We start from the raw sequence: 26,908 nt of genomic DNA, 5'->3' as shown, positions 1-26,908 counted from the left end.
CTGGCTACCCGCAGAGGTAGCCAGTTACTCTTTCTCCCCCTCTTTCTGCTACAATCCACCTCCCCGTGTTTACAGATTGAGCAATCCTCTATGCGTTTGAACCCCGGACAACAACAAGCCGTCGAATTCGTCACCGGACCTTGCCTGGTGCTGGCGGGCGCAGGTTCCGGTAAGACGCGTGTTATCACCAATAAAATCGCGCATCTGATTCGTGAATGCGGCTACCAGGCTCGACATATTGCGGCCGTGACCTTTACCAACAAGGCTGCGCGCGAGATGAAAGAGCGCGTGGCGCAAACGCTGGGGCGTAAAGAAGCACGCGGGTTGATGATCTCCACTTTCCACACTCTGGGACTGGATGTCATTAAGCGTGAATATGCGGCGCTGGGGATGAAGTCGAACTTCTCGCTGTTTGACGATACCGACCAGGTGGCCCTGCTTAAGGAGCTGACCGAAGGGCTAATTGAAGACGATAAGCTTATTCTCCAACAGCTGATCTCGACGATCTCCAACTGGAAAAACGATCTGATGACCCCGGCGCAGGCGGCAGCCAGCGCAAAGGGCGAGCGCGATCGTATTTTTGCTCACTGCTACGGTTTGTATGACGCCCATATGAAGGCGTGTAACGTTCTCGATTTTGACGATCTGATCCTGCTCCCCACGCTGCTGCTTCAGCGCAATGAAGAAGTGCGCGAGCGCTGGCAGAACAAAATTCGTTACCTGCTGGTGGATGAATATCAGGATACCAACACCAGCCAGTACGAGCTGGTGAAGTTGCTGGTGGGGAAACGGGCGCGCTTCACCGTCGTGGGCGATGACGATCAGTCGATCTACTCCTGGCGCGGCGCGCGTCCGCAGAACCTGGTGCTGTTGAGCAAAGATTTCCCGGCCTTGCAGGTGGTTAAACTGGAGCAAAACTACCGTTCCTCCGGGCGCATCCTGAAGGCGGCGAATATTCTCATCGCTAATAACCCACATGTGTTTGAAAAGCGGCTTTTTTCCGAGCTGGGCTATGGTGCGGAGCTTAAAGTATTGAGCGCCAATAACGAAGAGCATGAAGCGGAGCGCGTCACCGGTGAACTGATCGCCCATCACTTCGTCAATAAGACGCAGTATAAGGACTACGCGATTCTGTATCGCGGCAACCACCAGTCGCGGGTGTTCGAAAAATTCCTGATGCAGAACCGTATCCCGTACAAGATTTCTGGTGGGACATCGTTCTTCTCCCGTCCGGAGATTAAAGACTTGCTGGCCTATCTACGCGTACTCAGCAACCCGGATGACGACAGCGCGTTCCTGCGCATCGTTAATACACCGAAGCGCGAGATTGGCCCAGCGACGCTGCAGAAATTGGGTGAATGGGCGATGACGCGTAATAAAAGCCTGTTTACCGCCAGCTTTGACATGGGGCTGAGCCAGACGCTGACCGGACGCGGATATGATTCACTGACCCGCTTTACGCACTGGTTGGGTGAAATTCAGCGCCTGGCAGAGCGTGAACCCGTTGCGGCCGTACGCGATCTTATCCATGGCATTGATTACGAGTCCTGGCTGTATGAAACCTCGCCGAGTCCGAAAGCGGCAGAAATGCGCATGAAGAACGTCAACACGCTGTTTAGCTGGATGACAGAGATGCTGGAAGGCAGCGAGCTGGAAGAGCCAATGACCCTGACCCAGGTGGTTACTCGTTTTACCCTGCGTGACATGATGGAACGTGGAGAGAGCGAAGAAGAACTGGATCAGGTGCAGTTGATGACATTGCACGCTTCAAAAGGGCTGGAGTTTCCTTACGTATTTATGGTGGGAATGGAAGAAGGATTTTTGCCGCACCAGAGCAGCATTGATGAAGACAATATAGATGAAGAGCGTCGTCTGGCTTATGTAGGGATTACCCGCGCACAGAAAGAACTCATCTTTACACTGTGCAAAGAACGCCGTCAGTACGGTGAGCTGATACGCCCGGAACCGAGCCGTTTCCTGTTAGAACTGCCGCAGGATGACGTTATCTGGGAACAGGAGCGTAAAGTGGTAAGTGCTGAGGAACGGATGCAAAAAGGGCAGGCCAGTATTGCCAATATTCGGGCAATGATGGCAAAGGCAAAAGCGAAGCCGTAGGCCGGATAAGCGCGAGCGCCTTCCGGCAAATCAACGATTAACGTACTTCCAGCGGCCAGTGGACATAGCTTTGCCACTCACTTTCCTGATCGATGAGCTCTTTACCTAGCGGGTGATGTTCCAGCCAGCCTTCAGGTAGTATGACCGTCAGGTGCTCATCTCTTGCATCCAGCTGAATTTCCGGCACCAAATCATCGCGACGACGGCTGGCGAAAATGATCGCCAGTCGTAGCAAACGGCAAAGGTGCTCCGCGATGCGGGGTGGCACGGCGTTTTGCTGATGGAGCGAAGAGAGATCGACCGGATTGGTCTGGTTGAGTAACAGCGTGGCTAACAGTTTTTTCTGCGCCGGCGTAAAACCCGGAAGATCGAGATTGCGCACCAGATAAGCCGCATGCTGTGGTGCCTGTTTAAAATCAACGCTCAGCCCAATTTCATGCAGCTGGCAGGCGCTAATCAGTAGTTCGCGACTAATTGCTTCCAGATGCCACTTATTTTCCACTTGATCGAGGAATTTAGTTGCTAACATGGCAACGCGATGCGCTTGCTCTGTATCGACCATAAATCGACGCTGAATATTACGTAACGTGCGGCTGCGAATATCCTGATCCACTGCCAGATGTAGCATGCCATAGACCAGCCCTTCGCGTAATGCGCCGCCAGCAAGGGTCATGCACTGAATATTCAGTTCGGTGAAAATGGCAATCAGGATCGCCAGCCCGCTGGGGAAAACCAGCGCACGTTCCAGCGTTAAGCCTTCAATTTCCAGCTCTTCCAGACGACCACAATGAATGGCTCGCTGCTTTAGCTGCTGAAGTTTCGCCAGCGTGATACGCTCATCCATGCCTTGCGCCATCATGATTTCCTGCAGCGCCTGGACGGTACCAGAAGCACCAACGCAGACTTTCCAGCCATGAAAACGCAGTTTGTCAGCGACCGGACGCAGCACCTCGCGCGCAGCCTTTTCGGCCTGGTCGAAGTTTTCCTGCGCCAGATTACGATCGGTAAAATACCGTTCGAGCCAGGTGACGCAGCCCATTGACAGGCTAAACAAGGAAGTCGTTTGTGCGCCGGAGCCGGTAACCAGTTCAGTGCTGGCGCCGCCAATATCAACGACCAGACGCTGATCGGCCCCGCCGGTAGTGTGGGCAACACCCTGATAAATCAGTCGTGCTTCTTCTTCGCCGCTAATGACCTGGACAGGACAGCCAAGGATTTCTTGCGCTTTGGCGATAAACACATCGGCATTTACGGCGATGCGTAATGTTGCCGTGGCGACCACGCGGATTTGTGGTTGAGGAATATCCTGCAGGCGTTCAGCAAACAGGCGCAGACATTGCCAACCGCGCTCCATCGCCTCTGTGGAGAGAACGTAATCGCTGTTGAGTCCAGCGGCCAGACGCACTTTGCGTTTTATACGCGTGAGCGTCTGGATGCTTCCCGCCACCTCGCGTACGACCAGCATATGAAAACTATTGGAGCCGAGATCGATTGCTGCATACAACGAGGTAGAGTTCATACACTTCATCCTTCAACCTGTATCTGTGTTGGCTGCGTTCTCTCACCCGAATCACTTACTTTTGTAAGCTCATCGGGATTCGTTTTCTTGCCGCCTTGATAAAGGCTGAATGATTTTGTGTATGGCATAGCTTTTCTTAACCTGAACGACGACGATTACGCGGAGCGCCACCGGTACGACGCGGGCCATTACCTGTGCGCGGGCGCGTCAGGCGCAGCGGCTTCGGCAGATCGGTCATTAGCGCATCCGGGTTGTACTTGCTGACCGGAATTGAGTGGCCGATATAGGTCTCGATTGCAGGTAAATTCAGCGCGTATTCTTCGCAGGCCAGGCTGATAGAGTGACCGCTTGCGCCAGCACGACCCGTACGACCGATACGGTGAACGTAATCTTCACAGTCATCCGGCAGGTCATAGTTAAAGACGTGCGTTACGGCTGGGATATGCAGGCCACGCGCGGCAACGTCAGTCGCAACAAGAATGTCGAGATCGCCACGGGTGAACTCATCCAGGATACGCAGGCGTTTTTTCTGCGCCACGTCACCGGTCAACAGGCCGACGCGATGACCGTCCGCAGCGAGGCTGCCCCAAATATCTTCACAACGGTGCTTGGTGTTAGCAAAGACGATGGCGCGATCTGGCCACTCTTCTTCAATCAGCGTTTGCAATAAACGCATTTTTTCTTCGTTGGAAGGATAGAAGAGTTCTTCTTTAATGCGGTGACCTGTTTTCTGCTCCGGTTCGACTTCAACGTACTCAGCGTTATTCATCTGTTCGAACGCCAGTTCGCGGACGCGATAAGAGAGGGTTGCAGAAAACAGCATGTTCAGACGTTGGGTGGTTGGCGGCATACGACGGAACAGCCAACGGATATCTTTAATAAAGCCCAGATCGTACATACGATCGGCTTCATCCAGCACCACGACCTGAATCGCGCCCAGGTTAATGTGGTTCTGCTTTGCATAGTCAATGAGACGACCGGTCGTGCCGATAAGAATATCGACGCCGCTTTCCAGCACTTTCAGCTGTTTGTCGTAACCGTCGCCGCCATAAGCCAGGCCTAATTTCAGACCGGTGGTCTGTGCCAGCGGCTCGGCATCGGCGTGGATCTGCACGGCTAACTCACGCGTTGGCGCCATAATTAACGCACGCGGTTGGTTCACCTTGCGATCGGCAATCGCGGGATGAGAGAGAAGATAATGAAACGTTGACGTCAGGAACGCCATCGTTTTTCCGGTACCGGTTTGCGCCTGCCCTGCAACATCACGACCTGCCAGCGTTAGCGGCAGCGCGAGGGCCTGAATGGGCGTGCAGTTATGAAACCCTTTATTTTCAAGGGCTTCTATCACCTTTGGGTGCAGGGCGAAGTCGGAAAACTTCTGTTCTGTTAAATGTGTTTTGCTCATAGTGTGGTAGAATATCAGCTTACTATTGCTTTACGAAAGCGTATCCGGTGAAATAAAGTCAACCTTTAGTTGGTTAATGCTACACCAACAGCCTACACCAACACGCCAGGCTTATTCCTGTGGAGTTATATATGAGCGATAAAATTATTCACCTGACTGACGACAGTTTTGACACGGATGTACTCAAAGCGGACGGAGCGATCCTTGTTGATTTCTGGGCAGAGTGGTGCGGTCCGTGCAAAATGATCGCTCCGATTCTGGATGAAATCGCTGACGAATATCAGGGCAAACTGACGGTTGCTAAACTGAACATTGACCAAAACCCAGGCACCGCGCCGAAGTATGGTATTCGTGGTATCCCGACCCTGCTGCTGTTTAAAAACGGCGAAGTAGCGGCGACTAAAGTCGGCGCACTGTCCAAAGGTCAGTTGAAAGAATTCCTCGACGCGAATTTGGCGTAAGGAAGTCTCATGATCGGGCGACCATACTTCGAATTGATTCGGATGACTGGACGCCCGACTTGAGTCGTGCTAAGTTAGTGTTGACTTCGTATTAAACATACCTTATTAAGTTTGAATCTGGTTACATCCCATACTTCCCGTTGTTTCTCGCGCGAGAAGTGGACAGATTCAGGGCCTTATCACTCAATCCGTCTTGTCGTTTCAGTTCTGCGTACTTTCCTGTGACCAGACAGCGAACAGACATGAGTCGATGGCCGTAAACAGGCATGGATGACCCTGCCATACCATTCACAACATTAAGTTCGAGATTTACCCCAAGTTTAAGAACTCACACCATTATGAATCTTACCGAATTAAAGAATACGCCGGTTTCTGAGCTGATCACTCTCGGCGAAAATATGGGCCTTGAAAACCTGGCTCGTATGCGCAAGCAGGACATTATTTTTGCCATCCTGAAGCAGCACGCAAAGAGTGGCGAGGATATCTTTGGTGACGGTGTGCTGGAGATATTGCAGGACGGATTTGGTTTCCTCCGCTCTGCAGACAGCTCCTACCTCGCCGGTCCTGATGACATCTACGTTTCTCCCAGCCAAATCCGCCGTTTCAACCTCCGCACTGGTGATACCATTTCTGGTAAGATTCGCCCGCCGAAAGAAGGTGAACGCTACTTTGCGCTGTTGAAAGTTAACGAAGTTAACTACGACAAACCGGAAAACGCCCGTAACAAAATCCTCTTTGAGAACTTAACCCCGCTGCACGCAAACTCTCGTCTGCGTATGGAACGTGGTAATGGTTCTACTGAAGACTTAACGGCGCGCGTACTGGATCTGGCATCGCCGATCGGTCGTGGCCAGCGTGGTCTGATTGTTGCTCCGCCGAAAGCGGGTAAAACCATGCTGCTGCAGAATATCGCGCAGAGCATTGCATACAACCATCCAGACTGTGTGCTGATGGTGCTGCTGATTGACGAACGTCCGGAAGAAGTAACCGAGATGCAGCGTCTGGTGAAAGGTGAAGTGGTTGCGTCTACTTTTGATGAACCAGCATCCCGTCACGTTCAGGTTGCGGAAATGGTCATCGAGAAGGCAAAACGCCTGGTTGAACACAAGAAAGACGTTATCATTCTGCTCGACTCCATCACCCGTCTGGCGCGTGCTTATAACACCGTGGTTCCGGCTTCCGGTAAAGTGCTGACCGGTGGTGTGGACGCTAACGCCCTGCACCGTCCGAAGCGTTTCTTTGGTGCTGCGCGTAACGTGGAAGAGGGCGGCAGCCTGACCATCATCGCAACTGCGCTGATCGATACCGGCTCTAAAATGGATGAAGTTATCTACGAAGAGTTTAAAGGTACCGGCAACATGGAACTGCACCTCTCTCGTAAGATTGCGGAAAAACGCGTCTTCCCGGCTATCGACTACAACCGTTCCGGTACCCGTAAAGAAGAGCTGCTCACCACCCAGGAAGAGCTGCAGAAAATGTGGATCCTGCGCAAAATCATCCATCCGATGGGTGAAATCGACGCCATGGAATTCCTTATTAATAAGCTGGCGATGACCAAGACCAACGACGACTTCTTCGATATGATGAAGCGTTCCTGATCCTGGCATCATCTGAAAACGCCACGTTTTTACGTGGCGTTTTGCTTTTGTAGATGTAATCTTAACGACACAATAACAATAATCCGGTATGACATACCGCCAGGCGAAGAAGTGTTATAATTCGTATTTTGTGGTTAATAATCATACAGAACCACCTGATATGGAATCGGGTTTCTCTTCTGAATATGCGCCTCGATGGTTATACTTCATATATTGATATTCTTTGAGAGCATGTATAGTGAATTTACTGACAGCAAGTACTGATCTCATCAGTATTTTTTTATTCACAACGCTGTTTCTTTTCTTTGCCCGCAAGGTTGCGAAAAAGATAGGATTGGTGGATAAACCCAACTTTCGCAAACGTCATCAGGGACTGATTCCGCTGGTTGGGGGGATCTCGGTTTACGCTGGCATTTGCTTTACATTCCTCATCGCCGATTATTACATCCCGCATGCTACTCTCTACCTGGCCTGTGCCGGGGTACTGGTATTTATCGGTGCCCTGGATGACCGTTTTGATATTAGTGTAAAAATCCGTGCAACCGTTCAGGCCATTATCGGTATCATTATGATGGCGGTTGGTAAGCTGTATTTGCTAAGCCTGGGGTATATTTTTGGTCCCTGGGAGATGGTGCTCGGTCCTTTTGGTTATTTCCTTACCCTTTTTGCCGTCTGGGCGGCGATTAACGCCTTTAATATGGTGGATGGCATTGATGGCCTGTTAGGCGGGTTATCCAGCGTTTCATTTGCCGCGATGGGACTTATCCTGTGGTTTGATGGCCAGACGAGCCTGGCTATCTGGTGTTTTGCCATGATCGCCGCCATTTTGCCTTATATCATGCTGAACCTGGGGATACTCGGACGTCGCTATAAAGTCTTTATGGGCGATGCAGGCAGTACACTGATTGGCTTCACGGTAATTTGGATCCTGCTGGAGACCACACAAGGGAAAACGCATCCTATTAGCCCTGTCACCGCACTGTGGATTATCGCCATTCCGCTAATGGATATGGTGGCGATTATGTATCGTCGCTTACGTAAAGGTATGAGTCCTTTCTCCCCGGATCGCCAACATATTCATCACTTAATCATGCGCGCTGGGTTTACCTCCCGACAGGCTTTTGTCCTGATTACGTTGGCTGCAGCGATTCTGGCTGCTATCGGCGTACTGGCCGAATATTCCCGGGTTGTTCCGGAATGGGTGATGCTGGTGCTCTTTTTACTGGCATTTGTTTTATACGACTTTTGTATTAAACGTGCCTGGAAGGTAGCGAGATTTATCAAACGCTTGAAGCGCAAGCTGCGTAGAAACCGTGAAAGTAAACCAAACTTAACCAAATAAATTGAGGGTACGATGACACAACCATTACCGGGAGAACACGCCGTGAGCGCTGAAAATGAACTGGATATCCGTGGGTTGTTTCGTACCTTGTGGGCAGGGAAGGCGTGGATCGTCGGTATAGCGCTCGCCTTTGCGCTAGCCGCTCTTGCCTATACGTTTTTTGCTCGTCAGGAGTGGAGTGCTACGGCGATTTCAGATAGGCCAACGGTTAATATGTTGGGGGGTTACTATTCTCAACAGCAGTTTTTGCGTAACCTGGATATTAAGGCTAGTCTCGCATCTGCGGACCAGCCGTCGGTGATGGACGAAGCCTACAAAGAATTCATCATGCAGCTTGCCTCCTGGGATACGCGCCGTGAATTCTGGCAGCAGACTGATTACTATAAGCAGCGTATGGTGGGTAACAGTAAAGCCGATGCGGCGATGCTGGACGAACTGATCAATAACATTCAGTTTATGCCTGGCGATGCGATGCGTAATACCAATGACAGTGTGAAACTGATTGCGGAGACGGCTCCTGATGCCAACAATCTGCTGCGTCAGTACGTCGCCTTTGCCAGCCAGCGTGCGGCGCGTCATCTGAACGAAGAGTTAAAAGGGGCCTGGGCTGCACGCACCGTGCAGATGAAGGCGCAGGTTAAGCGCCAGGAAGAAGTGGCGAAATCGATATTCTCCCGCCGTGTTCACAATATTGAGCAGGCACTCAAAATTGCCGAACAGCATAACATTTCTCGTACTTCCACAGATGTTCCTGCTGATGAGTTGCCGGATTCTGAACTGTTCTTGCTTGGACGCCCTATGCTGCAGGCGCGACTCGAAAACCTACAGTCCGTTGGTCCGGATTTTGATCTGGACTACTTCCAAAACCGAGCCATGCTTAACACACTGAACGTTGGGCCAACTCTGGATCCTCGCTTTCAGACATATCGTTATTTGCGTACGCCGGAAGAGCCAGTAAAACGTGACAGCCCTCGCCGTGCCTTCCTGATGATTATGTGGGGCATCGTTGGGGCTCTGATTGGTGCTGGTGTCGCATTGACCCGTCGCCGCACGATTTAGCAATACCGTTGCAGTGAGGGGCTGGGCCCTCACTGCCAATCCGAAGAGAATCGATGTGAAAGTACTGACTGTATTTGGCACGCGACCGGAGGCTATAAAAATGGCTCCTCTGGTTCATGCGTTGGCAAAAGATCCTGATTTTGAGGCGAAAGTTTGCGTCACGGCGCAGCATCGGGAGATGCTCGATCAGGTGTTGAACCTCTTTTCCATAGTACCTGATTACGATCTCAATATTATGCAGCCAGGTCAGGGGCTAACAGAAATTACCTGCCGAATCCTTGAAGGATTAAAGCCAATTCTGGCTGATTTCAAACCTGATGTGGTGCTGGTTCACGGTGATACCACGACTACGATTGCCACCAGTTTGGCTGCGTTTTATCAGCGCATCCCGGTGGGGCATGTCGAGGCGGGTTTACGTACCGGCGATCTTTACTCTCCCTGGCCGGAAGAGGCGAACCGTACGCTGACTGGGCGTCTGGCTATGTATCATTTTGCGCCAACAGAAAACTCGCGCCAAAATTTGTTACGGGAAGCTATTCCTGATAATCGTATTTTCGTCACTGGCAATACGGTTATTGATGCGTTGATCTGGGTACGCGACCGCGTACTGGCGAGTGATGCATTGCGGGCGGAACTGGCAGAAAATTACCCTTTCCTGAGCGCTGACAAAAAGATGATCCTGGTGACCGGTCATCGTCGGGAAAGCTTCGGTCGCGGCTTTGAGCAAATTTGCCACGCGCTGGCGGAAATTGCCGCGGCTAATCAGAATGTGCAGATTGTCTACCCGGTACACCTGAATCCTAACGTCAGCGAGCCGGTCAACCGCATCCTGGGTCACGTTGAAAACGTGATTCTGATTGAACCGCAGGACTACATGCCGTTTGTCTGGCTGATGAATCACGCCTGGCTGATCCTGACCGATTCCGGCGGAATTCAGGAAGAAGCTCCATCCCTGGGGAAACCTGTGCTGGTGATGCGCGAAACAACGGAACGGCCTGAAGCCATTACCGCAGGCACTGTACGTCTGGTGGGTACTGACCCACAGCGTATCGTAGAAGAAGTCACGCGTTTGCTGCATGACGACAATGAATATCAGACCATGAGCCGTGCCCATAATCCATATGGTGACGGGCAGGCGTGTGGCCGTATTTTACACGCGTTAAAAAATAATCGGGTATCGCTATGAGTTTTACGACCATTTCTGTCATTGGGCTGGGTTATATCGGACTGCCAACGGCGGCTGCCTTTGCTTCCCGTCAAAAACATGTAATTGGCGTAGATGTAAATCAACATGCGGTGGATACCATTAATCGCGGCGAAATTCACATTGTTGAGCCCGATCTGGGCGCCGTGGTGAAAACGGCGGTCGAAAACGGATTTCTTCGTGCAACCATCACTCCCGTAGAAGCTGATGCATATCTGATTGCTGTGCCTACCCCATTCAAGGGAGAGCATGAACCCGATATGGTCTACGTTGAAGCTGCGGCTAAGTCTGTCGCGCCGGTGCTGAAAAAAGGCGCATTAGTGATACTTGAATCGACGTCACCTGTCGGGGCAACTGAACAGATGGCCGCATGGCTTGCAGAAATGCGGCCTGACCTGACGTTCCCGCAGCAGGTCGGTGAACAGGCCGATGTGAATATTGCTTATTGCCCGGAGCGTGTGTTGCCAGGCCAGGTCATGGTTGAACTGATTAAAAACGACCGCGTGATCGGCGGGATGACTTCCGTCTGTTCCGCGCGCGCCAGTGAGCTGTATAACATCTTCCTTGAGGGCGAATGTGTCGTAACCAACGCCCGCACCGCGGAAATGTGCAAGCTGACTGAGAATAGCTTCCGCGACGTCAATATCGCCTTCGCTAATGAATTATCGTTAATTTGCGCCGATCAGGGGATTAACGTCTGGGAACTGATTCGCCTGGCAAACCGTCATCCGCGTGTAAATATTCTGCAACCAGGACCGGGCGTTGGTGGGCACTGTATCGCGGTCGATCCGTGGTTTATTGTGGCGCAGAACCCGCAGCAGGCGAAACTGATCCGTACCGCACGCGAGGTTAATGATGGTAAGCCTCATTGGGTCGTTGATCGGGTAAAAGCAGCTGTAGCCGATTGTCTGGCAGATACCAACAAACGGGCCAGCGAAGTGAAAATCGCCTGCTTTGGTTTGGCTTTTAAACCGAATATTGATGATTTGCGTGAAAGTCCGGCGATGGGAATTGCGCAAAGCATCGCGCATTGGCACAAAGGCGAAACATTGGTGGTGGAACCGAATATCCATCAATTGCCGAAAAAACTGGACGGCATTTGCCAACTGGCGACGCTGGACGATGCGCTGGAAAGCGCCGATGTGCTGGTCATGCTGGTCGACCATAATGAATTTAAAGCCATTAAAGGCGATGCGGTTCTTCAGCAGTACATCGTTGATACCAAAGGGGTCTGGCGCTAATGAAACGAATTCTGGTTACCGGTGGCGCGGGGTTTATCGGCTCGGCGGTTGTACGGCATATTATTCATGAGACCCAGGATGCGGTGGTTGTGGTCGATAAGCTGACCTATGCCGGGAATCTGATGTCGCTGGCGCCGGTTGCACAGAATGACCGTTTTGCCTTTGAGAAAGTTGATATCTGCGATCGGGCATCGCTCGACAAGGTGTTTCAACAATACCAGCCAGACTGCGTGATGCATCTGGCGGCAGAAAGCCATGTCGATCGCTCCATTGATGGCCCGGCTGCCTTTATCGAAACCAACATCGTGGGAACCTACACGCTGTTGGAAGCGGCGCGCGCTTACTGGAGTGCATTGGCCAGCGAGAAAAAATTGGCGTTTCGCTTCCACCATATCTCAACTGATGAGGTGTATGGCGATCTCCATTCGACGGATGATTTCTTTACTGAAAGCACACCGTATGCGCCGAGTAGTCCTTATTCCGCGTCGAAAGCCAGCAGCGATCATCTGGTACGCGCGTGGTTGCGAACCTATGGCCTGCCAACGCTCATTACCAACTGCTCTAACAACTATGGCCCCTATCATTTCCCGGAAAAACTCATCCCGCTGATGATCCTCAATGCATTGGCTGGGAAACCGCTGCCGGTATACGGCAATGGGCAACAGATCCGCGACTGGTTGTACGTAGAAGATCATGCCAGGGCGCTCTATTGCGTGGCGACAACGGGCGCGATTGGGGAAACCTATAATATTGGTGGCCACAATGAGCGTAAAAACCTGGACGTTGTCGAAACGGTTTGTAGCCTTTTGGAAGAGCTGGCGCCGCAAAAACCGCAGGGTATTGCACAGTACCGAGACTTGATCACTTTTGTTGACGATCGCCCGGGTCATGATGTGCGGTATGCCATTGACGCGTCGAAAATTGCGCGTGAATTAGGCTGGATACCGCAGGAAACGTTTGAAAGCGGAATGCGCAAAACCGTGCAGTGGTATCTGGATAATCAGGCATGGTGGAAACCCGTGCAGGATGGCAGCTATCAGGGCGAACGTTTAGGTCTGAAGGGCTAACAGCCTGGTTTTGGCTCCCGGAGGAGACAACGCATGAAAGGTATCATTCTGGCGGGTGGCTCAGGTACTCGCCTGTATCCCATTACGCGTGGCGTATCGAAGCAGCTATTGCCCATTTACGATAAGCCGATGATTTACTACCCGCTTTCAGTGCTAATGCTGGCGGGAATTCGCGAAATTCTGATTATTACCACGCCGGAAGATAAAGGTTATTTCCAGCGTTTGTTAGGCGATGGCTCTGAGTTCGGCATTGAACTGCACTATGCTGAGCAACCCAGCCCGGATGGATTAGCGCAGGCTTTTATCATTGGTGAAACGTTCCTTAACGGTGAACCGTCATGTCTGGTATTAGGGGATAATATCTTCTTTGGTCAGGGCTTCAGTCCAAAACTACGTCATGTAGCCGCCCGCACAGAAGGTGCGACGGTGTTTGGTTACCAGGTGATGGATCCTGAACGTTTTGGTGTTGTGGAGTTTGACGACAGTTTTCGCGCTATCTCTCTGGAAGAGAAGCCGAAAGCACCGAAATCTAACTGGGCGGTAACCGGCCTTTATTTCTATGACAGTAAAGTGGTGGAATACGCAAAACGCGTGAAACCTTCTGAGCGTGGAGAACTGGAGATTACGTCAATCAATCAGATGTATCTTGATGACGGGCATCTGACGGTAGAATTGCTTGGACGTGGCTTTGCCTGGCTGGATACCGGGACGCATGACAGTTTGATCGAAGCGAGCACGTTTGTGCAGACGGTAGAAAAACGTCAGGGCTTTAAAATAGCCTGTCTGGAAGAGATCGCCTGGCGTAACGGTTGGCTGGATGATGAAGGCGTGAAACGTGCCGCCAGTTCGCTGGCTAAAACGGGGTACGGCCAATATTTGCTGGAGCTGCTTCGTGCTCGCCCGCGCCAGTATTGAGCCGCTTAGCTGGGAAAATACGTTTTTTGGCGTGAATAGCGCCATTATACGTTTTGACCAACACGCGCCGGTTCTGACGGAGGATGCGTTACGTCCCTGGTCGCGGGTACAGGCAAAAATTCCTGCCGCAAATACCCATGAATTAGATGCTTTGCAGCAGTTAGGTTTCTCACTGGTCGAAGGCGAAGTGGATTTTGTGCTGCCAGTGGCATCTACCAGTGGCAACACTGACGTGCAGATTGCTCAAATTACGGATATTCCGGCGTTACGCCGCCTGGCGGAACAAGCGTTCGCGCAAAGCCGTTTTCGCGCCCCGTGGTATGCCGCAGATGCCAGTTCGCGTTTTTATGCACAGTGGATTGAAAATGCGGTGCTGGGGACGTTCGATCATCAATGCCTCGTTTTACGCACGCCAACAGGTGAAATTCGTGGTTATGTCTCGCTGCGCGAACTGAATGCGACCGAGGCGCGAATTGGCCTACTGGCTGGGCGTGGCGCGGGCGAAGAACTAATGCTGGCTGCGCTTTGCTGGGCGCAGGCCCGCGGTAAAACAACATTGCGCGTGGCAACCCAAATGGGTAACACCGCCGCGCTTAAACGTTACATACACAGTGGTGCGAATGTGGAAAGCACCGCGTATTGGTTATACAGGTGACACGATGATTCCATTTAATGCACCGCCGGTGGTGGGAACTGAACTCGATTACATGCAGTCTGCGATGAACAGCGGCAAACTGTGTGGCGACGGCGGCTTTACCCGCCGCTGTCAGCAGTGGCTGGAGCAGCATTTTGGCAGCGAGAAAGTTCTGTTGACGCCATCTTGTACCGCATCGCTTGAGATGGCGGCATTGCTGTTGGACATTCAGCCTGGCGATGAAGTCATCATGCCGAGCTACACATTTGTTTCCACGGCTAACGCATTCGTTTTGCGCGGGGCGAAAATCGTCTTTGTTGATATCCGTCCGGATACCATGAACATTGACGAAACGCTGATTGAAGCGGCTATTACCGACAAAACCCGCGCTATTGTGCCAGTACATTACGCGGGCGTGGCCTGTGAAATGGATACCATTATGGCGCTGGCCGCTAAATATAACCTGTATGTGGTCGAAGATGCGGCTCAGGGCGTGATGTCGACTTATAAAGGTCGGGCGTTGGGGACGATTGGTCACATTGGCTGCTTTAGCTTCCATGAGACTAAAAACTACACCGCAGGCGGTGAAGGTGGCGCGACGCTGATCAATGATAAAAAATTAGTCGAACGTGCCGAGATTATTCGTGAAAAAGGGACGAACCGTAGCCAGTTTTTCCGTGGTCAGGTAGACAAGTATACCTGGCGCGATATCGGCTCCAGCTATTTGATGTCCGATCTGCAGGCTGCCTATCTGTGGGCGCAACTGGAAGCGGCTGACCGTATTAACCAGCAACGTCTGGCGCTGTGGCAGAATTACTATGATGCCCTCGAACCGCTGGCGCGTGCCGGACGTATTGAGCTGCCTGCTGTCCCGGAAAACTGCGTGCAGAATGCCCATATGTTTTATATCAAGCTGCGCGATATCGACGATCGCACCGCGTTGATTAATTTCCTCAAAGAAGCTGAAATTATGGCGGTGTTCCACTATATCCCGCTACATGATTGCCCGGCTGGCGATAAATTTGGCGTGTTTGCCGGTGTGGATCGTTACACCACCAAAGAGAGCGAGCGTCTGCTACGTTTACCGCTGTTCTATAACCTGTCGCCGGTTAACCAGCGAACGGTAATTTCGACATTACTCAATTACTTCGCCTGATATGTCGCTTGCTAAAGCGTCCTTATGGACGGCGGCCAGTACGCTGGTAAAAATTGGTGCGGGTTTGCTGGTGGTGAAGTTATTGGCCGTCTCCTTTGGCCCGGCAGGTGTGGGTCAGGCGGGTAATTTTCGCCAAATGGTTACCGTGCTGGGCGTGTTGGCGGGGGCCGGCATTTTCAACGGCGTCACGAAATACGTTGCGCAGCACCATGACGATCCGGCCCGACTCCGTAAGGTGGTCGGTACATCTTCCGCAATGGTGCTGGGATTCTCTACGCTGATGGCGGCGATTTTCCTGCTGGCGGCCGCACCCATCAGTCAGGGGTTGTTTGGCCATACGCATTATCAGGGGCTGGTTCGACTGGTTGCGCTGGTGCAGATGGGCATCGCCTGGGCTAACCTGCTGCTGGCGCTGATGAAAGGCTTCCGCGATGCGGCAGGCAACGCGCTGTCGCTGATTGTGGGTAGCCTGGTGGGCGTAGTAGCTTACTATGGCTGCTATCGCCTGGGGGGCTATGAAGGCGCCTTGCTGGGCCTGGCCCTGGTGCCAGCGCTGGTCGTTATCCCTGCCATCATTATGCTGCTTAAGCGTGGAACTATTCCGCTGCATTACCTGAAGCCCTCGTGGGACCATGGTCTGGCCGGGCAGCTAAGCAAGTTTACGCTGATGGCGCTGATTACATCCGTGACGCTGCCTGTGGCATACGTGATGATGCGAAACCTGCTGGCGGCGCAGTACAGTTGGGATGATGTGGGGATCTGGCAGGGAGTCAGCAGTATCTCCGATGCCTATCTGCAATTTATTACCGCCTCATTCAGCGTTTACTTGCTGCCGACGTTGTCGCGGCTGACCGAAAAGCGCGACATTACCCGCGAGGTCATTAAGTCGTTGAAGTTTGTGCTGCCGGCGGTTGCCGCCGCGAGCTTTACCGTCTGGCTATTGCGTGATTTTGCGATCTGGCTGCTCTTTTCCGCAAAATTCACCGCCATGCGCGACCTGTTTGCCTGGCAACTGGTTGGTGATGTACTGAAAGTTGGCGCTTACGTTTTTGGTTATCTGGTGATCGCGAAAGCGTCGCTGCGGTTTTATATTTTGGCTGAAATTAGCCAGTTCATGTTATTGACGGCGTTTGCCCACTGGCTGATCCCGGCACATGGTGCTCTGGGAGCTGCGCAGGCGTATATGGCAACATACATCGTCTATTTTTCTCTTTGTTGTGGCGTGTTTTTACTCTGGCGTAGGCGGGCATGACTGTACTGATTCACGTTCTGGGATCGGATATCCCTCACCATAACCAAACCGTGCTGCGGTTTTTTAACGATTCGCTGGCTGCGACGAGCGAGCACGCGCGCACGTTTATGGTTGCAGGCCAGGATGCTGGATTCAGTGAGAGCTGCCCGGCGTTATCGCTGAGTTTCTATGACGGGAAAAAGGCGCTGGCCCAGGCGGTTATTGCGAAGGCGAAAGCGAATCGCCAGCAGCGCTTCTTCTTTCATGGTCAGTTCAACACCAGCCTGTGGCTGGCGCTGCTGAGCGGGGGAATTAAACCGGAGCAGTTTTACTGGCACATCTGGGGCGCGGATTTATATGAAGTTTCCAGTGGGCTGAAATTCCGCCTGTTGTACCCGATTCGCCGCATGGCGCAGAATCGCGTGGGCTGCGTGTTTGCTACGCGAGGCGATTTACGTTATTTCGCTGGGCAGCATCCGCACGTTCGTAGCGAGCTGCTCTATTTCCCAACGCGGATGGATCCCTCGCTCAATAATCTGAGCAGTGAACGTCAGCGCAGCGGTAAGATGACGGTGTTGGTTGGCAACTCTGGCGATCGCAGCAATGAGCATATTGCCGCGCTACATGCTGTTCACCAGCAGTTTGGTGATACGGTGAATGTGATAGTGCCGATGGGGTATCCTGCGAATAATACGACCTATATCGATGAGGTTCGTCAGGCGGGTCTGGCACTATTTAGCGCTGATAATTTGCAAATATTGAGTGAAAAACTGGAGTTTGATGCCTATCTGGCACTACTGCGTCAGTGCGATCTGGGCTACTTTATTTTTGCCCGTCAGCAAGGGATCGGTACCCTGTGTTTGTTAATCCAGGCCGGTATCCCGTGCGTGCTCAACCGTGAAAATCCTTTCTGGCAGGATATGGCAGAGCAAAATATCCCGGTCCTGTTTACGACAGATCAACTCAATGAAGGTCTCGTACGCGAAGCGCAGAGCCAACTGGCGTTGGTAGATAAAAATACGATCACCTTCTTTAGCCCGAATTATCTGCAACCGTGGCATCATGCGCTGCGCATTGCTTCAGGAGAAACCAAATGAGCCTGATGCAATTCAGCGGTCTGCTGGTGGTCTGGCTGCTCTCCACTTTGTTTATCGCCACGCTGACCTGGTTTGAATTCCGCCGCGTGCGTTTTAACTTTAACGTCTTTTTCTCGTTGCTGTTTTTGCTGACGTTCTTCTTCGGATTCCCGCTGACCAGCATCCTGGTGTTCCGTTTTGATGTGGCGGTAGCACCACCGGAGATCCTGCTGCAGGCTTTGCTATCAGCCGCCTGTTTCTATGCCGTTTACTACGTGACGTATAAAACGCGCTTACGTAAGCGCGTAGAGAATAAGCCGCGCAGGCCGCTATTTACTATCAATCGCGTGGAGGCCCATTTGACCTGGGTTATCCTGATGGCGATTGCGTTGGTGAGCGTGGGCGTCTTCTTTATGCACAATGGGTTCCTGCTGTTCAGACTGCAATCCTACAGCCAGATTTTTTCCAGTGAAGTCTCTGGAGTGGCGTTGAAGCGCTTCTTCTACTTCTTCATTCCGGCAATGTTGGTGGTCTACTTCCTGCGCCAGGACAGCAAAGCGTGGCTGTTTTTCCTGGTAAGCACAGTCGCGTTTGGCTTGTTGACCTATATGATTGTGGGGGGAACGCGCGCCAATATTATTATTGCGTTTGCCATCTTCCTGTTTATCGGCATTATTCGCGGTTGGATTTCGCTGTGGATGCTCGCCGCCGCAGGCGTGTTGGGCATCGTCGGTATGTTCTGGCTGGCGCTGAAACGCTACGGGATGAACGTGAGCGGTGACGAGGCGTTCTATACGTTCCTGTACCTGACGCGTGATACCTTCTCGCCATGGGAAAACCTGGCGCTGTTGCTGCAGAACTACCACAATATTGAGTTCCAGGGGTTGGCGCCGATCGTCCGTGATTTCTACGTCTTTATCCCCTCCTGGCTGTGGCCTGGGCGGCCGAGTATCGTTCTCAACTCCGCGAACTACTTTACCTGGGAGGTGTTGAACAACCACTCGGGGCTGGCGATTTCGCCAACGTTAATTGGTTCGCTGGTGGTGATGGGCGGGGCGCTGTTTATACCGTTAGGCGCGATTGTCGTCGGGTTAATCATTAAATGGTTCGACTGGCTATATGAATTAGGTAACCGCGAAACCAATCGCTACAAGGCGGCCATTTTGCACAGTTTCTGTTTTGGCGCCATTTTCAATATGATCGTTTTGGCACGTGAAGGACTGGATTCGTTTGTCTCGCGAGTGGTCTTTTTCCTCGTGATTTTCGGCGTTTGTCTGCTGGTGGCAAAATTGCTGTTCTGGCTATTCGATAGCGCGGGACTTATCCATAAACGAATTAAATCGCTGCCCCGGACACAGATTGAAGGATCGTAATGACAGATAACACAACTGCGCCACTCTATTCGCTGCGCGGGTTACAACTGATTGGCTGGCGCGATATGCAACACGCGCTAAATTACCTGTTTGCCGAAGGACGCCTCAGGCCTGGGACGCTGGTGGCTATCAATGCCGAGAAAATGCTGACGGCAGAAGATAACCCTGAAGTGTGGGATCTGATTAACGCCGCTGAGTTCAAATATGCGGATGGCATTAGCGTGGTGCGTTCGGTGCGTAAAAAATTCCCGCAGGCGCAGGTTTCACGCGTAGCGGGGGCTGATCTCTGGGAAGCGCTAATGGCGAGAGCCGGGCAGGAGGGAACGCCGGTTTTCCTGATTGGCGGCAAGCCTGAGGTTCTGGCGCAAACCGAAGCCAAATTGCGTGCGCAGTGGCATGTGAACATTGTGGGTAGCCAGGACGGTTATTTTACGCCGGAGCAGCGTCAGGAATTGTTTGAGCGTATCCACGCCAGCGGTGCGCAAATTGTGACGGTGGCGATGGGGTCGCCGAAACAAGAAATTTTTATGCGTGATTGCCGGAAGATCCACCCTGAAGCGCTGTATATGGGGGTGGGTGGTACCTACGACGTCTTTACCGGTCACGTTAAGCGGGCGCCTAAACTCTGGCAAAATCTGGGGCTGGAGTGGCTGTATCGCTTACTGTCACAGCCGAGCCGTATCACCCGTCAACTTCGTTTGTTGCGCTATCTCCGTTGGCACTATACCGGCAACCTCTGACGCTCTCTCCTCTGATAAGTAGCGTGATCTGCTAATCACGCTACTTATTCACAACATAATCGCTGCTTTCTCGCACAATCTATTCATTTTTTGAATGCTTTAATTGCCATTTAAGCGATTTTAGGAAACCATTCGCAACAATCATTACAGTGCCATGGTGTTTTGGCGCCAACCGTTAAGCGGTCGATGCCGTATGGCCTGTTATGGAATAACAAGATGTACCCATAACGAGAACCGGTAATACCGGACAGCATGCAAACACATCAAGAGGATTTATGGCCGAGAACAAACCTGAGCTACAGCGTGGGCTGGAGGCTCGTCACATCGAATTAATTGCCCTTGGAGGCACTATTGGCGTCGGACTGTTTATGGGCGCCGCCAGTACCCTGAAATGGGCGGGGCCTTCGGTCCTGCTGGCGTATATCGTCGCGGGGCTGTTCGTCTTTTTCATTATGCGTTCCATGGGGGAGATGTTATTCCTCGAGCCGGTTGCCGGTTCATTCGCTGTTTACGCGCACCGTTACATGAGTCCCTTCTTTGGCTATCTCACCGCCTGGTCATACTGGTTTATGTGGATGGCGGTAGGGATATCAGAGATTACCGCTATCGGGGTGTACGTGCAGTTCTGGTTCCCGGAAATGGCGCAATGGATACCCGCCCTGATTGCTGTCGGGCTGGTTGCGCTGGCAAACCTCGCCGCGGTTCGCCTGTATGGTGAAATTGAATTCTGGTTTGCCATGATCAAAGTGACCACCATCATTGTGATGATCGTCATTGGGTTAGGAGTGATTTTCTTCGGCTTTGGCAATGGCGGCCAGGCGATTGGCTTTGGCAACCTGACCGAGCATGGCGGCTTCTTTGCCGGCGGCTGGAAGGGCTTTCTGACGGCATTGTGTATTGTTGTGGCGTCCTACCAGGGCGTGGAACTGATCGGCATTACTGCGGGTGAAGCGAAGAACCCCCAGGTCACACTGCGTAGCGCGGTGGGGAAGGTGCTGTGGCGTATCCTGATTTTCTACGTCGGCGCGATCTTTGTTATCGTCACTATTTTCCCGTGGAACGAGATTGGCAGCAACGGCAGCCCATTTGTGCTCACTTTTGCCAAGATTGGTATTACCGCCGCGGCAGGGATTATTAACTTTGTGGTCCTGACGGCGGCGCTGTCAGGCTGTAACAGCGGCATGTACAGCTGCGGGCGTATGCTCTACGCGTTGGCAAAGAATCGCCAGCTACCTGCTGTTGTTGGAAAAGTATCTCGCCATGGCGTGCCAGTTGCTGGTGTGGCGATTTCTATCGCGATCCTGCTGATTGGTTCGTGCCTGAACTACATCATTCCCAACCCGCAGCGTGTGTTCGTGTATGTTTATAGCGCCAGCGTGCTGCCGGGGATGGTGCCGTGGTTTGTGATCCTGATAAGCCAGCTGCGTTTCCGTCAGGCGCATAAAGCGGCGATCGCCAGTCATCCTTTCCGCTCGATTTTGTTCCCGTGGGCAAATTATTTGACGATGGCGTTCCTGATTTGCGTATTAATTGGCATGTACTTCAATGAAGATACCCGAATGTCGCTGTTTGTTGGCATTATCTTCTTACTGGGCGTGACGCTCATTTATAAGGCTTTTGGCCTGAATCGTCATGGCACAGCCCATAAATTGCGGGAATAAGCGACAAAACGCACAAACCATGACCAAACGATAATTTATTTTAAAAAAGCACTAGACAGAAGACCGAGACCTCCGTAATATCCAGCCCCGCAACGGCGCTAAGCGCCCGTAGCTCAGCTGGATAGAGCGCTGCCCTCCGGAGGCAGAGGTCTCAGGTTCGAATCCTGTCGGGCGCACCATTTAGTTAGGTGCCGGAGCTGCGGTGGTTTTAATACCGCGTAAAAGATTTGCAGTGGTGGCTATAGCTCAGTTGGTAGAGCCCTGGATTGTGATTCCAGTTGTCGTGGGTTCGAATCCCATTAGCCACCCCATTAATTTAAAGTTGTGAAATGCGAAGGTGGCGGAATTGGTAGACGCGCTAGCTTCAGGTGTTAGTGTCCTTAGGATGTGGGGGTTCGAGTCCCCCCCCTCGCACCACGACTTAAAGAATTGAACTAAAAATTCAAAAAGCAGTAAAACGGCGAGTAGCGCAGCTTGGTAGCGCAACTGGTTTGGGACCAGTGGGTCGGAGGTTCGAATCCTCTCTCGCCGACCAATTTTGAACCCCGCTTCGGCGGGGTTTTTTGTTTTCTGATTTCCCTTCACAGCCCTTATTCCCGCGAATTACCTGATGTCTTAAAAAGTTCGAATACCTGGTTTTTGCAGTGCAATCGTGGCATGCGTTGTGCAATAATATACGGGTAGATGCTCATTCCATCTCTTATGTTCGCCATCAGGCCTCATAAACTCAGGAATGATGCAGAGCCGTTTACGGTGCTTATCGTCCACAGACAGATGTCGCTCAGGCCTCATCAAACACCATGGACATAACGTTGAGTGAAGCACCCATTATGTTGTCATACAGACCTGTTTAACGCCTGCTCCTTACCGAGCGGGCGTTTTTTTATGCATCTTAAATGATTTTGTGTAGACGGTAGGCCCGGTAAGCGAAGCACCGGGCAAGAGGGAATTACTGCGGGGGATTGTTGTTCTGCAGCGTCAACATCAGGCCATCACGGCGCATGGTGGCGGCTTCTTCCGGCTGATGCAGTCTGTCCAGCGCGTCAGCAAGCCAGGCGTAGTCGTAGGCGTCCGGGCGCTGTTTGAGCGCTGCACGGAAGGCGAGCGTGGCTTCCTGCCATTCACCATGCTTCATTAACGATTGCCCCAGCGTGCTCCACAGCAACGGGCGATCGCCTACGGCCTTAATCTGCTGGCGCAGCACTTTTTCTATCTGTTCCGGGTTGTTGGTTTTCAGGCGCGGGATCGGCAGCACCAGACGGTCGTCATACTGACGTTTTAGACCGTCAATGATGACCTGCTGCGCCGTATCATGATCGTCGCACTCAATCAGATGTTCAGCCATCGCTACCTGCAGGGCAACCTGATGACGGGTTTTACGGTTCTGGTTTTTCCACCAGGCACGTAGTCCCTCACTGCCCTGATCGGCGCGAACCTGATCCATCAGACCCACCCATGCCTGTTGTTCCAGCATTGCGCGGTGCTCTTCATCACCTACATGCGCTTTAGCCATAGATGGAATGATATCCAGTAACGAACTCCATGCGCCGGTGCGAATGTAGGCTTGCTCAGCCAGACGCAGCACTTCCGGATGACGCGGCGTCACCTCCAGCAGCTTATCTACGCTGTGGCGCGCGGCGTGATTTTCATTACGCGCCAGTTGCAGACGAACGCGAGCGATTTCTACCGGGATCGTATCATTCCCGGCCAGTTCAGCGGCACGCTCAAGGTGTTGGTTGGCGCGCGCTTCGTCACCGCGCTGCTGGGCCGCTTCTGCCGCCAGCAGATAATTCACTACCGGTTGTTCAGCATGATCGGCGTTTTTCGACATCAGCTTTTCAACCTGCTGATAATCGCCTTCTGCCAGCTTGAGCAGCGCTTGTTCGGTCTGTTTGCGGGCGCGGCGACGCTTACGGCCGACAAACCATCCGCGGGTATGCGCACCTGTGCGGAAAATTCGGCGCAGCAACCATTCAATCGCAAACAGAACGACCATCGCGACGATCAGGATGATCACCAGGCCCGTCACGCTGGTTTCAATGTTGTAATTATCGGTTTGGATCAGCACGTAGCCCTGATGACCGGCAATCATTGGACCAACGACGATCCCGGCGATCAACAGTACAAAGAGCAATAATACTTTTAGCATCATTATTCTCCTTGCGGCGCGGTTGCCGGATTGTCTGCCGAAGGAGCAGGAGCGGCGGCAACCGGCGCTGTGACAGGCTGCGCCAGTAAATTACGAACACGGGTCTGCATTAATTTGTCGAGAATAGCCTGGCTCTGCAGCGTTTCTGGCACATCCATACTGATGCTTTGTTGGCTCAGCTGGTCTACCTCTTCCAGGAAAGCTTTGGTGGTTGCATCGTCGGTGTCGTAGTAGGCGCGTACCCAGGTGGAGACATTTTCCAGCGCCTGGCGGTATGTCTCTTCCTGATGACGCGGTACGGCCTGGGCGGCTACTAACAGGCGAGAACGAATGTTCTCACGTAAGTAAACGTCCTGGTTCGGTGCCAGCAGCGGGACGGCGGTTTCATCTCGACGGCGAACAGTGATAAAGCTGTCCATAAAACTCTGCCAACTTTTTTGCAGGTTGACGCGCCATTCACTAATTGAGCTGGACAGCTCGCTGCTGTCGGAGTCCATCGGTGAATCGTCGGTGTCGTTGTCGGCCAGACGCAGGTTATCTATCTGGTTAGCGAGCTGATTCACTTTCAGGATAATGCCGTCATAGTCGACCTGTGTTACCGCGGAGAGGCTCGCGATATCGTCAGTAATCGCGCGACGGGCGGAAATTAAGCTCGGGTCGTTCATATCAGCCAGACTGGCGTCGGCGCTTTTCAGCAACGCCGCTGCGGTGGTAACGTCCTGATCGCTCCATAATTTACGACCGGCCAGTTTTACCAGAAAATCAGCCTGCGCCAGCAGCCATGTCCCGGCATCGCTGCCGGAAATAGTGGCGACTTTTTGCTGAACTTCATCAAGCTGTTTGACCAGTGCGGCCTGCTGGCGAGTGGCTTCATCAAGCTGCGTTGCCTGCTGTTTAATAATGCCTTCCAGCTCAGCTTTTTGGTTTTCTTGCGCTTTTTGCAGCGCCGTCAGCTGGTTCGCCAGCGCATCGCTGGTTGCCGTCTGCGTTGTTGCCTGCTGTTTCCCCCAGCCATACAGCCCCACACCTGCTGCCAGCGCAATAGCAATCGCCACCGCGCTCAGAATCAGCGCCGTGCTGTTGTTAGCCTTTTTTTCAGTATTGACTGGCTGTGCTGTGGTTTCCACGGCCTCCCTGGTCTCTTCAACCACGGCGGAGGATTTTTCTTGTTCCGTCATTATGGCATCCCATTATGAGAGTTATTGTAATGCGCGTAGTAGCGCATCGTTGTCGGCGTTATCAGCGACCTTAATATCTTGCCAGCCCAGTTCCCGGGCGAGGTGCGCCAGACGCTCACTGACGACCAGCAGCCGACAGCGTAGTAACCAGTGCTCACGATACCACTGCGGAATGAGCGACCAGAGCTGTTGTAACATCTCTCCGCTGGTGACCACCACCGTGGTCACGCCGCGAGATTGCCAGCGCATTGCTTCTTCCGCACCATCGTAATTTTTTGCACTGCGTTGATAACATTCACAAAAATCAACATCGGCTCCGCGCGCCGTCAGGGTTTCACCTATCAGTTCCCGACCGCCGTTGCCGCGTAAAATAAGCGCGCGTTTTCCCGCAATATTTTGTAATTCAGGTAATTGTAGCAAGACTTCGCTGATTTCCCGATCCAGAGGATAGTGAATATTGCAGCCGCTAACAGTATGCAGCGCCAGCGCCGTTGTGCGGCCAATGGCAAAATAATGCGGAAGGGAAGGCCAGCTTTTCCCTTGTTGCTGAAGTTCGGCATCGGCAAAGGTGACAGCGTGCTGCGAGAGGGCAAAAACCAGATCGTTATCCGTCAACGCCGACAGTCGGGAGGCGAGTGTTGCCAGTTCCCGACCCGGGGAAAACTCGATGAGCGGAAAACTCCAGGCCACCTGCCCCAGTGTGCGCAGACGGCTCACTAACTCTTCCCCTGCGGGAGACGGGCGGGTGACCAGAATACTCATGCGGGTGCTTCTCCGTTATAAACTTCAGCCAGAATGGCGCGCGCACCGTTTTCCAGTAGCTCTTCTGCCAGAGAGATGCCCATCTTTTCTGCATCCTGCGGGGCGCCGCGACGTTCTCCGCATACCATCTGCGATCCGTCAGGCGCGCCGACCAGCGCGCGTAGCCAAATCTCACCGTTGATGAGTTCGGCATAGCTGCCGATAGGTACCTGACATCCCCCTTCGAGGCGGGTGTTCATGGCGCGTTCGGCTGTTACGCGTAGTGCGGTCTCTTCATGATTGAGCGGCGCTAACAGCGCCTGAGTGCGCATATCGTCCAGTCGGCACTCTATGCCAACAGCGCCTTGCCCGACTGCGGGCAAGGATACTTCCGGCGGCAGTGCGGTACGGACTCGCGACTCAAGCCCTAAACGTTTTAACCCGGCCACCGCCAGGATAATGGCGTCATAATCGCCGTTATCGAGTTTGCCGAGGCGCGTACCAACGTTACCGCGCAGCGAACGGATGACGAGATCCGGGCGACGCTTTGCCAATTGGCACTGGCGACGCAAACTGGATGTCCCAACAATACTACCCGCGGGAAGGTCATCCAACGTGTTGTACTTATTTGAGACGAAAGCATCACGCGGATCCTCTCGCTCGCAAATGGTGACCAGTCCAAGACCGTCAGGGAATTCAACCGGCACATCCTTCATGGAATGCACGGCGATATCGGCGCGTTTTTCCAGCAGCGCGACTTCCAGCTCTTTAACAAACAACCCTTTCCCTCCGACCTTCGCCAGCGGGGTATCAAGGATCACATCGCCACGGGTTACCATAGGAACCAGTTCCACGATCAGACCGGGGTGATTTGCCATTAAAGCGTCTTTGACATAATGTGCCTGCCAGAGCGCAAGGGGGCTTTGGCGTGTGGCAATTCTCAAAACATTGTCTAACATGCTTGTTACCGTCATTATCAATCATTGACCATCCTAACATCCTTATCAAAGGGATGTCAGCGTTACGCTCAAACGTAAGTGAGA

At 52.7% G+C, this 26,908-nt stretch carries 23 protein-coding genes and 4 tRNA genes; 21 read left to right on the top strand and 6 right to left on the bottom strand.

Annotation, left to right across the window (positions count from 1 at the left end; all coding sequences use genetic code 11):
* The first annotated feature begins 90 nt into the window (after nt 1-90).
* Nucleotides 91-2,115 (top strand): DNA helicase Rep, encoded by a 2,025-nt coding sequence (rep, locus tag FHD02_RS20520; protein ID WP_061381060.1) that lies wholly within the window; start codon nt 91-93, stop codon nt 2,113-2,115.
* Nucleotides 2,116-2,152: 37 nt separating this feature from the next.
* Here rep and gppA read toward each other — a convergent pair whose 3' ends face one another.
* Nucleotides 2,153-3,634: a guanosine-5'-triphosphate,3'-diphosphate diphosphatase gene (gene gppA, locus FHD02_RS20515; protein WP_042314061.1), complete on the bottom strand. Its 1,482-nt coding sequence runs from the start codon at nt 3,632-3,634 to the stop codon at nt 2,153-2,155.
* A 136-nt stretch (nt 3,635-3,770) separates the two neighbouring features.
* Nucleotides 3,771-5,039, bottom strand: coding sequence for an ATP-dependent RNA helicase RhlB (gene rhlB, locus FHD02_RS20510; RefSeq protein WP_003829013.1), 1,269 nt, complete (start codon nt 5,037-5,039; stop codon nt 3,771-3,773).
* Nucleotides 5,040-5,170: 131 nt separating this feature from the next.
* Between rhlB and trxA the strand changes: the two genes are divergently transcribed.
* From trxA to FHD02_RS20410, 20 genes are all read left to right on the top strand, one after another.
* A complete protein-coding gene (trxA, locus tag FHD02_RS20505; RefSeq protein ID WP_001280776.1) occupies nt 5,171-5,500 on the top strand; it encodes a thioredoxin TrxA in 330 nt (109 codons plus the stop codon).
* A 158-nt stretch (nt 5,501-5,658) separates the two neighbouring features.
* The gene (locus FHD02_RS20500; protein ID WP_110496374.1) at nt 5,659-5,760 is read left to right on the top strand and encodes a rho operon leader peptide; all 102 of its coding nucleotides are present in this window, start codon (nt 5,659-5,661) and stop codon (nt 5,758-5,760) included.
* A 78-nt stretch (nt 5,761-5,838) separates the two neighbouring features.
* A complete protein-coding gene (gene rho, locus FHD02_RS20495) occupies nt 5,839-7,098 on the top strand; it encodes a transcription termination factor Rho (protein ID WP_002437993.1) in 1,260 nt (419 codons plus the stop codon).
* Between the two features lie 238 nt (nt 7,099-7,336).
* Nucleotides 7,337-8,440, top strand: coding sequence for a UDP-N-acetylglucosamine--undecaprenyl-phosphate N-acetylglucosaminephosphotransferase (wecA, locus tag FHD02_RS20490; RefSeq protein WP_042314058.1), 1,104 nt, complete (start codon nt 7,337-7,339; stop codon nt 8,438-8,440).
* 12 nt (nt 8,441-8,452) lie between these two features.
* Nucleotides 8,453-9,499: an ECA polysaccharide chain length modulation protein gene (gene wzzE, locus FHD02_RS20485; RefSeq protein WP_042314055.1), complete on the top strand. Its 1,047-nt coding sequence runs from the start codon at nt 8,453-8,455 to the stop codon at nt 9,497-9,499.
* A 55-nt stretch (nt 9,500-9,554) separates the two neighbouring features.
* Nucleotides 9,555-10,685, top strand: a complete 1,131-nt coding sequence (gene wecB, locus FHD02_RS20480) for a non-hydrolyzing UDP-N-acetylglucosamine 2-epimerase (protein ID WP_042314053.1) — start codon at nt 9,555-9,557, stop codon at nt 10,683-10,685.
* Entirely contained in the window at nt 10,682-11,944 is a 1,263-nt protein-coding gene (gene wecC / locus FHD02_RS20475; protein ID WP_042314050.1) for a UDP-N-acetyl-D-mannosamine dehydrogenase, read from the top strand. The genes wecB and wecC overlap by 4 nt, the downstream gene beginning before the upstream one ends.
* Nucleotides 11,944-13,011, top strand: coding sequence for a dTDP-glucose 4,6-dehydratase (gene rffG / locus FHD02_RS20470; RefSeq protein WP_220394280.1), 1,068 nt, complete (start codon nt 11,944-11,946; stop codon nt 13,009-13,011). The genes wecC and rffG overlap by 1 nt, the downstream gene beginning before the upstream one ends.
* Nucleotides 13,012-13,044: 33 nt before the next feature.
* Nucleotides 13,045-13,926: a glucose-1-phosphate thymidylyltransferase RfbA gene (gene rfbA, locus FHD02_RS20465; protein WP_042314045.1), complete on the top strand. Its 882-nt coding sequence runs from the start codon at nt 13,045-13,047 to the stop codon at nt 13,924-13,926.
* On the top strand, nt 13,904-14,581 hold the full coding sequence (gene rffC, locus FHD02_RS20460) for a dTDP-4-amino-4,6-dideoxy-D-galactose acyltransferase (protein ID WP_137361418.1): 678 nt from the start codon (nt 13,904-13,906) through the stop codon (nt 14,579-14,581). The genes rfbA and rffC overlap by 23 nt, the downstream gene beginning before the upstream one ends.
* A 4-nt stretch (nt 14,582-14,585) precedes the next feature.
* Complete coding sequence (rffA, locus tag FHD02_RS20455) at nt 14,586-15,716, top strand: dTDP-4-amino-4,6-dideoxygalactose transaminase (RefSeq protein WP_137361408.1); 1,131 nt, start codon at nt 14,586-14,588, stop codon at nt 15,714-15,716.
* Between the two features lies 1 nt (nt 15,717).
* A complete protein-coding gene (gene wzxE, locus FHD02_RS20450) occupies nt 15,718-16,968 on the top strand; it encodes a lipid III flippase WzxE (RefSeq protein WP_137361407.1) in 1,251 nt (416 codons plus the stop codon).
* A complete protein-coding gene (locus tag FHD02_RS20445) occupies nt 16,965-18,044 on the top strand; it encodes a TDP-N-acetylfucosamine:lipid II N-acetylfucosaminyltransferase (RefSeq protein ID WP_137361406.1) in 1,080 nt (359 codons plus the stop codon). The genes wzxE and FHD02_RS20445 overlap by 4 nt, the downstream gene beginning before the upstream one ends.
* Nucleotides 18,041-19,396 (top strand): ECA oligosaccharide polymerase, encoded by a 1,356-nt coding sequence (wzyE, locus tag FHD02_RS20440; protein ID WP_137361405.1) that lies wholly within the window; start codon nt 18,041-18,043, stop codon nt 19,394-19,396. Before FHD02_RS20445 ends, wzyE begins: the two co-directional genes overlap by 4 nt.
* Nucleotides 19,396-20,136 (top strand): lipopolysaccharide N-acetylmannosaminouronosyltransferase, encoded by a 741-nt coding sequence (gene wecG, locus FHD02_RS20435; protein ID WP_137348862.1) that lies wholly within the window; start codon nt 19,396-19,398, stop codon nt 20,134-20,136. The genes wzyE and wecG overlap by 1 nt, the downstream gene beginning before the upstream one ends.
* A gap of 275 nt (nt 20,137-20,411) precedes the next feature.
* Nucleotides 20,412-21,797, top strand: coding sequence for an amino acid permease (locus tag FHD02_RS20430; protein WP_042314025.1), 1,386 nt, complete (start codon nt 20,412-20,414; stop codon nt 21,795-21,797).
* 102 nt (nt 21,798-21,899) lie between these two features.
* Nucleotides 21,900-21,976: transfer RNA gene (locus FHD02_RS20425), tRNA-Arg, on the top strand.
* A gap of 56 nt (nt 21,977-22,032) precedes the next feature.
* Nucleotides 22,033-22,108, top strand: a tRNA-His gene (locus FHD02_RS20420).
* A 20-nt stretch (nt 22,109-22,128) separates the two neighbouring features.
* A tRNA-Leu gene (locus FHD02_RS20415) sits at nt 22,129-22,214 on the top strand.
* A 41-nt stretch (nt 22,215-22,255) separates the two neighbouring features.
* Nucleotides 22,256-22,332: transfer RNA gene (locus FHD02_RS20410), tRNA-Pro, on the top strand.
* 414 nt (nt 22,333-22,746) lie between these two features.
* Here FHD02_RS20410 and hemY read toward each other — a convergent pair.
* Genes hemY through hemC form a run of 4 tightly spaced genes read right to left on the bottom strand, consistent with a single transcriptional unit; the run spans nt 22,747 to nt 26,824 of the window.
* On the bottom strand, nt 22,747-23,946 hold the full coding sequence (gene hemY, locus FHD02_RS20405) for a protoheme IX biogenesis protein HemY (RefSeq protein ID WP_137348875.1): 1,200 nt from the start codon (nt 23,944-23,946) through the stop codon (nt 22,747-22,749).
* Nucleotides 23,947-23,948: 2 nt separating this feature from the next.
* A complete protein-coding gene (gene hemX, locus FHD02_RS20400) occupies nt 23,949-25,124 on the bottom strand; it encodes a uroporphyrinogen-III C-methyltransferase (RefSeq protein ID WP_137397564.1) in 1,176 nt (391 codons plus the stop codon).
* A gap of 21 nt (nt 25,125-25,145) precedes the next feature.
* Complete coding sequence (hemD, locus tag FHD02_RS20395; protein ID WP_042314019.1) at nt 25,146-25,886, bottom strand: uroporphyrinogen-III synthase; 741 nt, start codon at nt 25,884-25,886, stop codon at nt 25,146-25,148.
* Nucleotides 25,883-26,824, bottom strand: coding sequence for a hydroxymethylbilane synthase (gene hemC / locus FHD02_RS20390; protein WP_042314016.1), 942 nt, complete (start codon nt 26,822-26,824; stop codon nt 25,883-25,885). Before hemC ends, hemD begins: the two co-directional genes overlap by 4 nt.
* Between the last annotated feature and the right edge of the window lie 84 nt (nt 26,825-26,908).

It is taken from the genome of Citrobacter sp. EC_71 (assembly GCF_019584005.1).
Classification (GTDB): Bacteria; Pseudomonadota; Gammaproteobacteria; order Enterobacterales; family Enterobacteriaceae; genus Citrobacter; species Citrobacter werkmanii.
The sequence above is the reverse complement of the archived record's forward strand: the minus strand, read 5'-3'. Positions and strand labels throughout refer to the sequence as shown.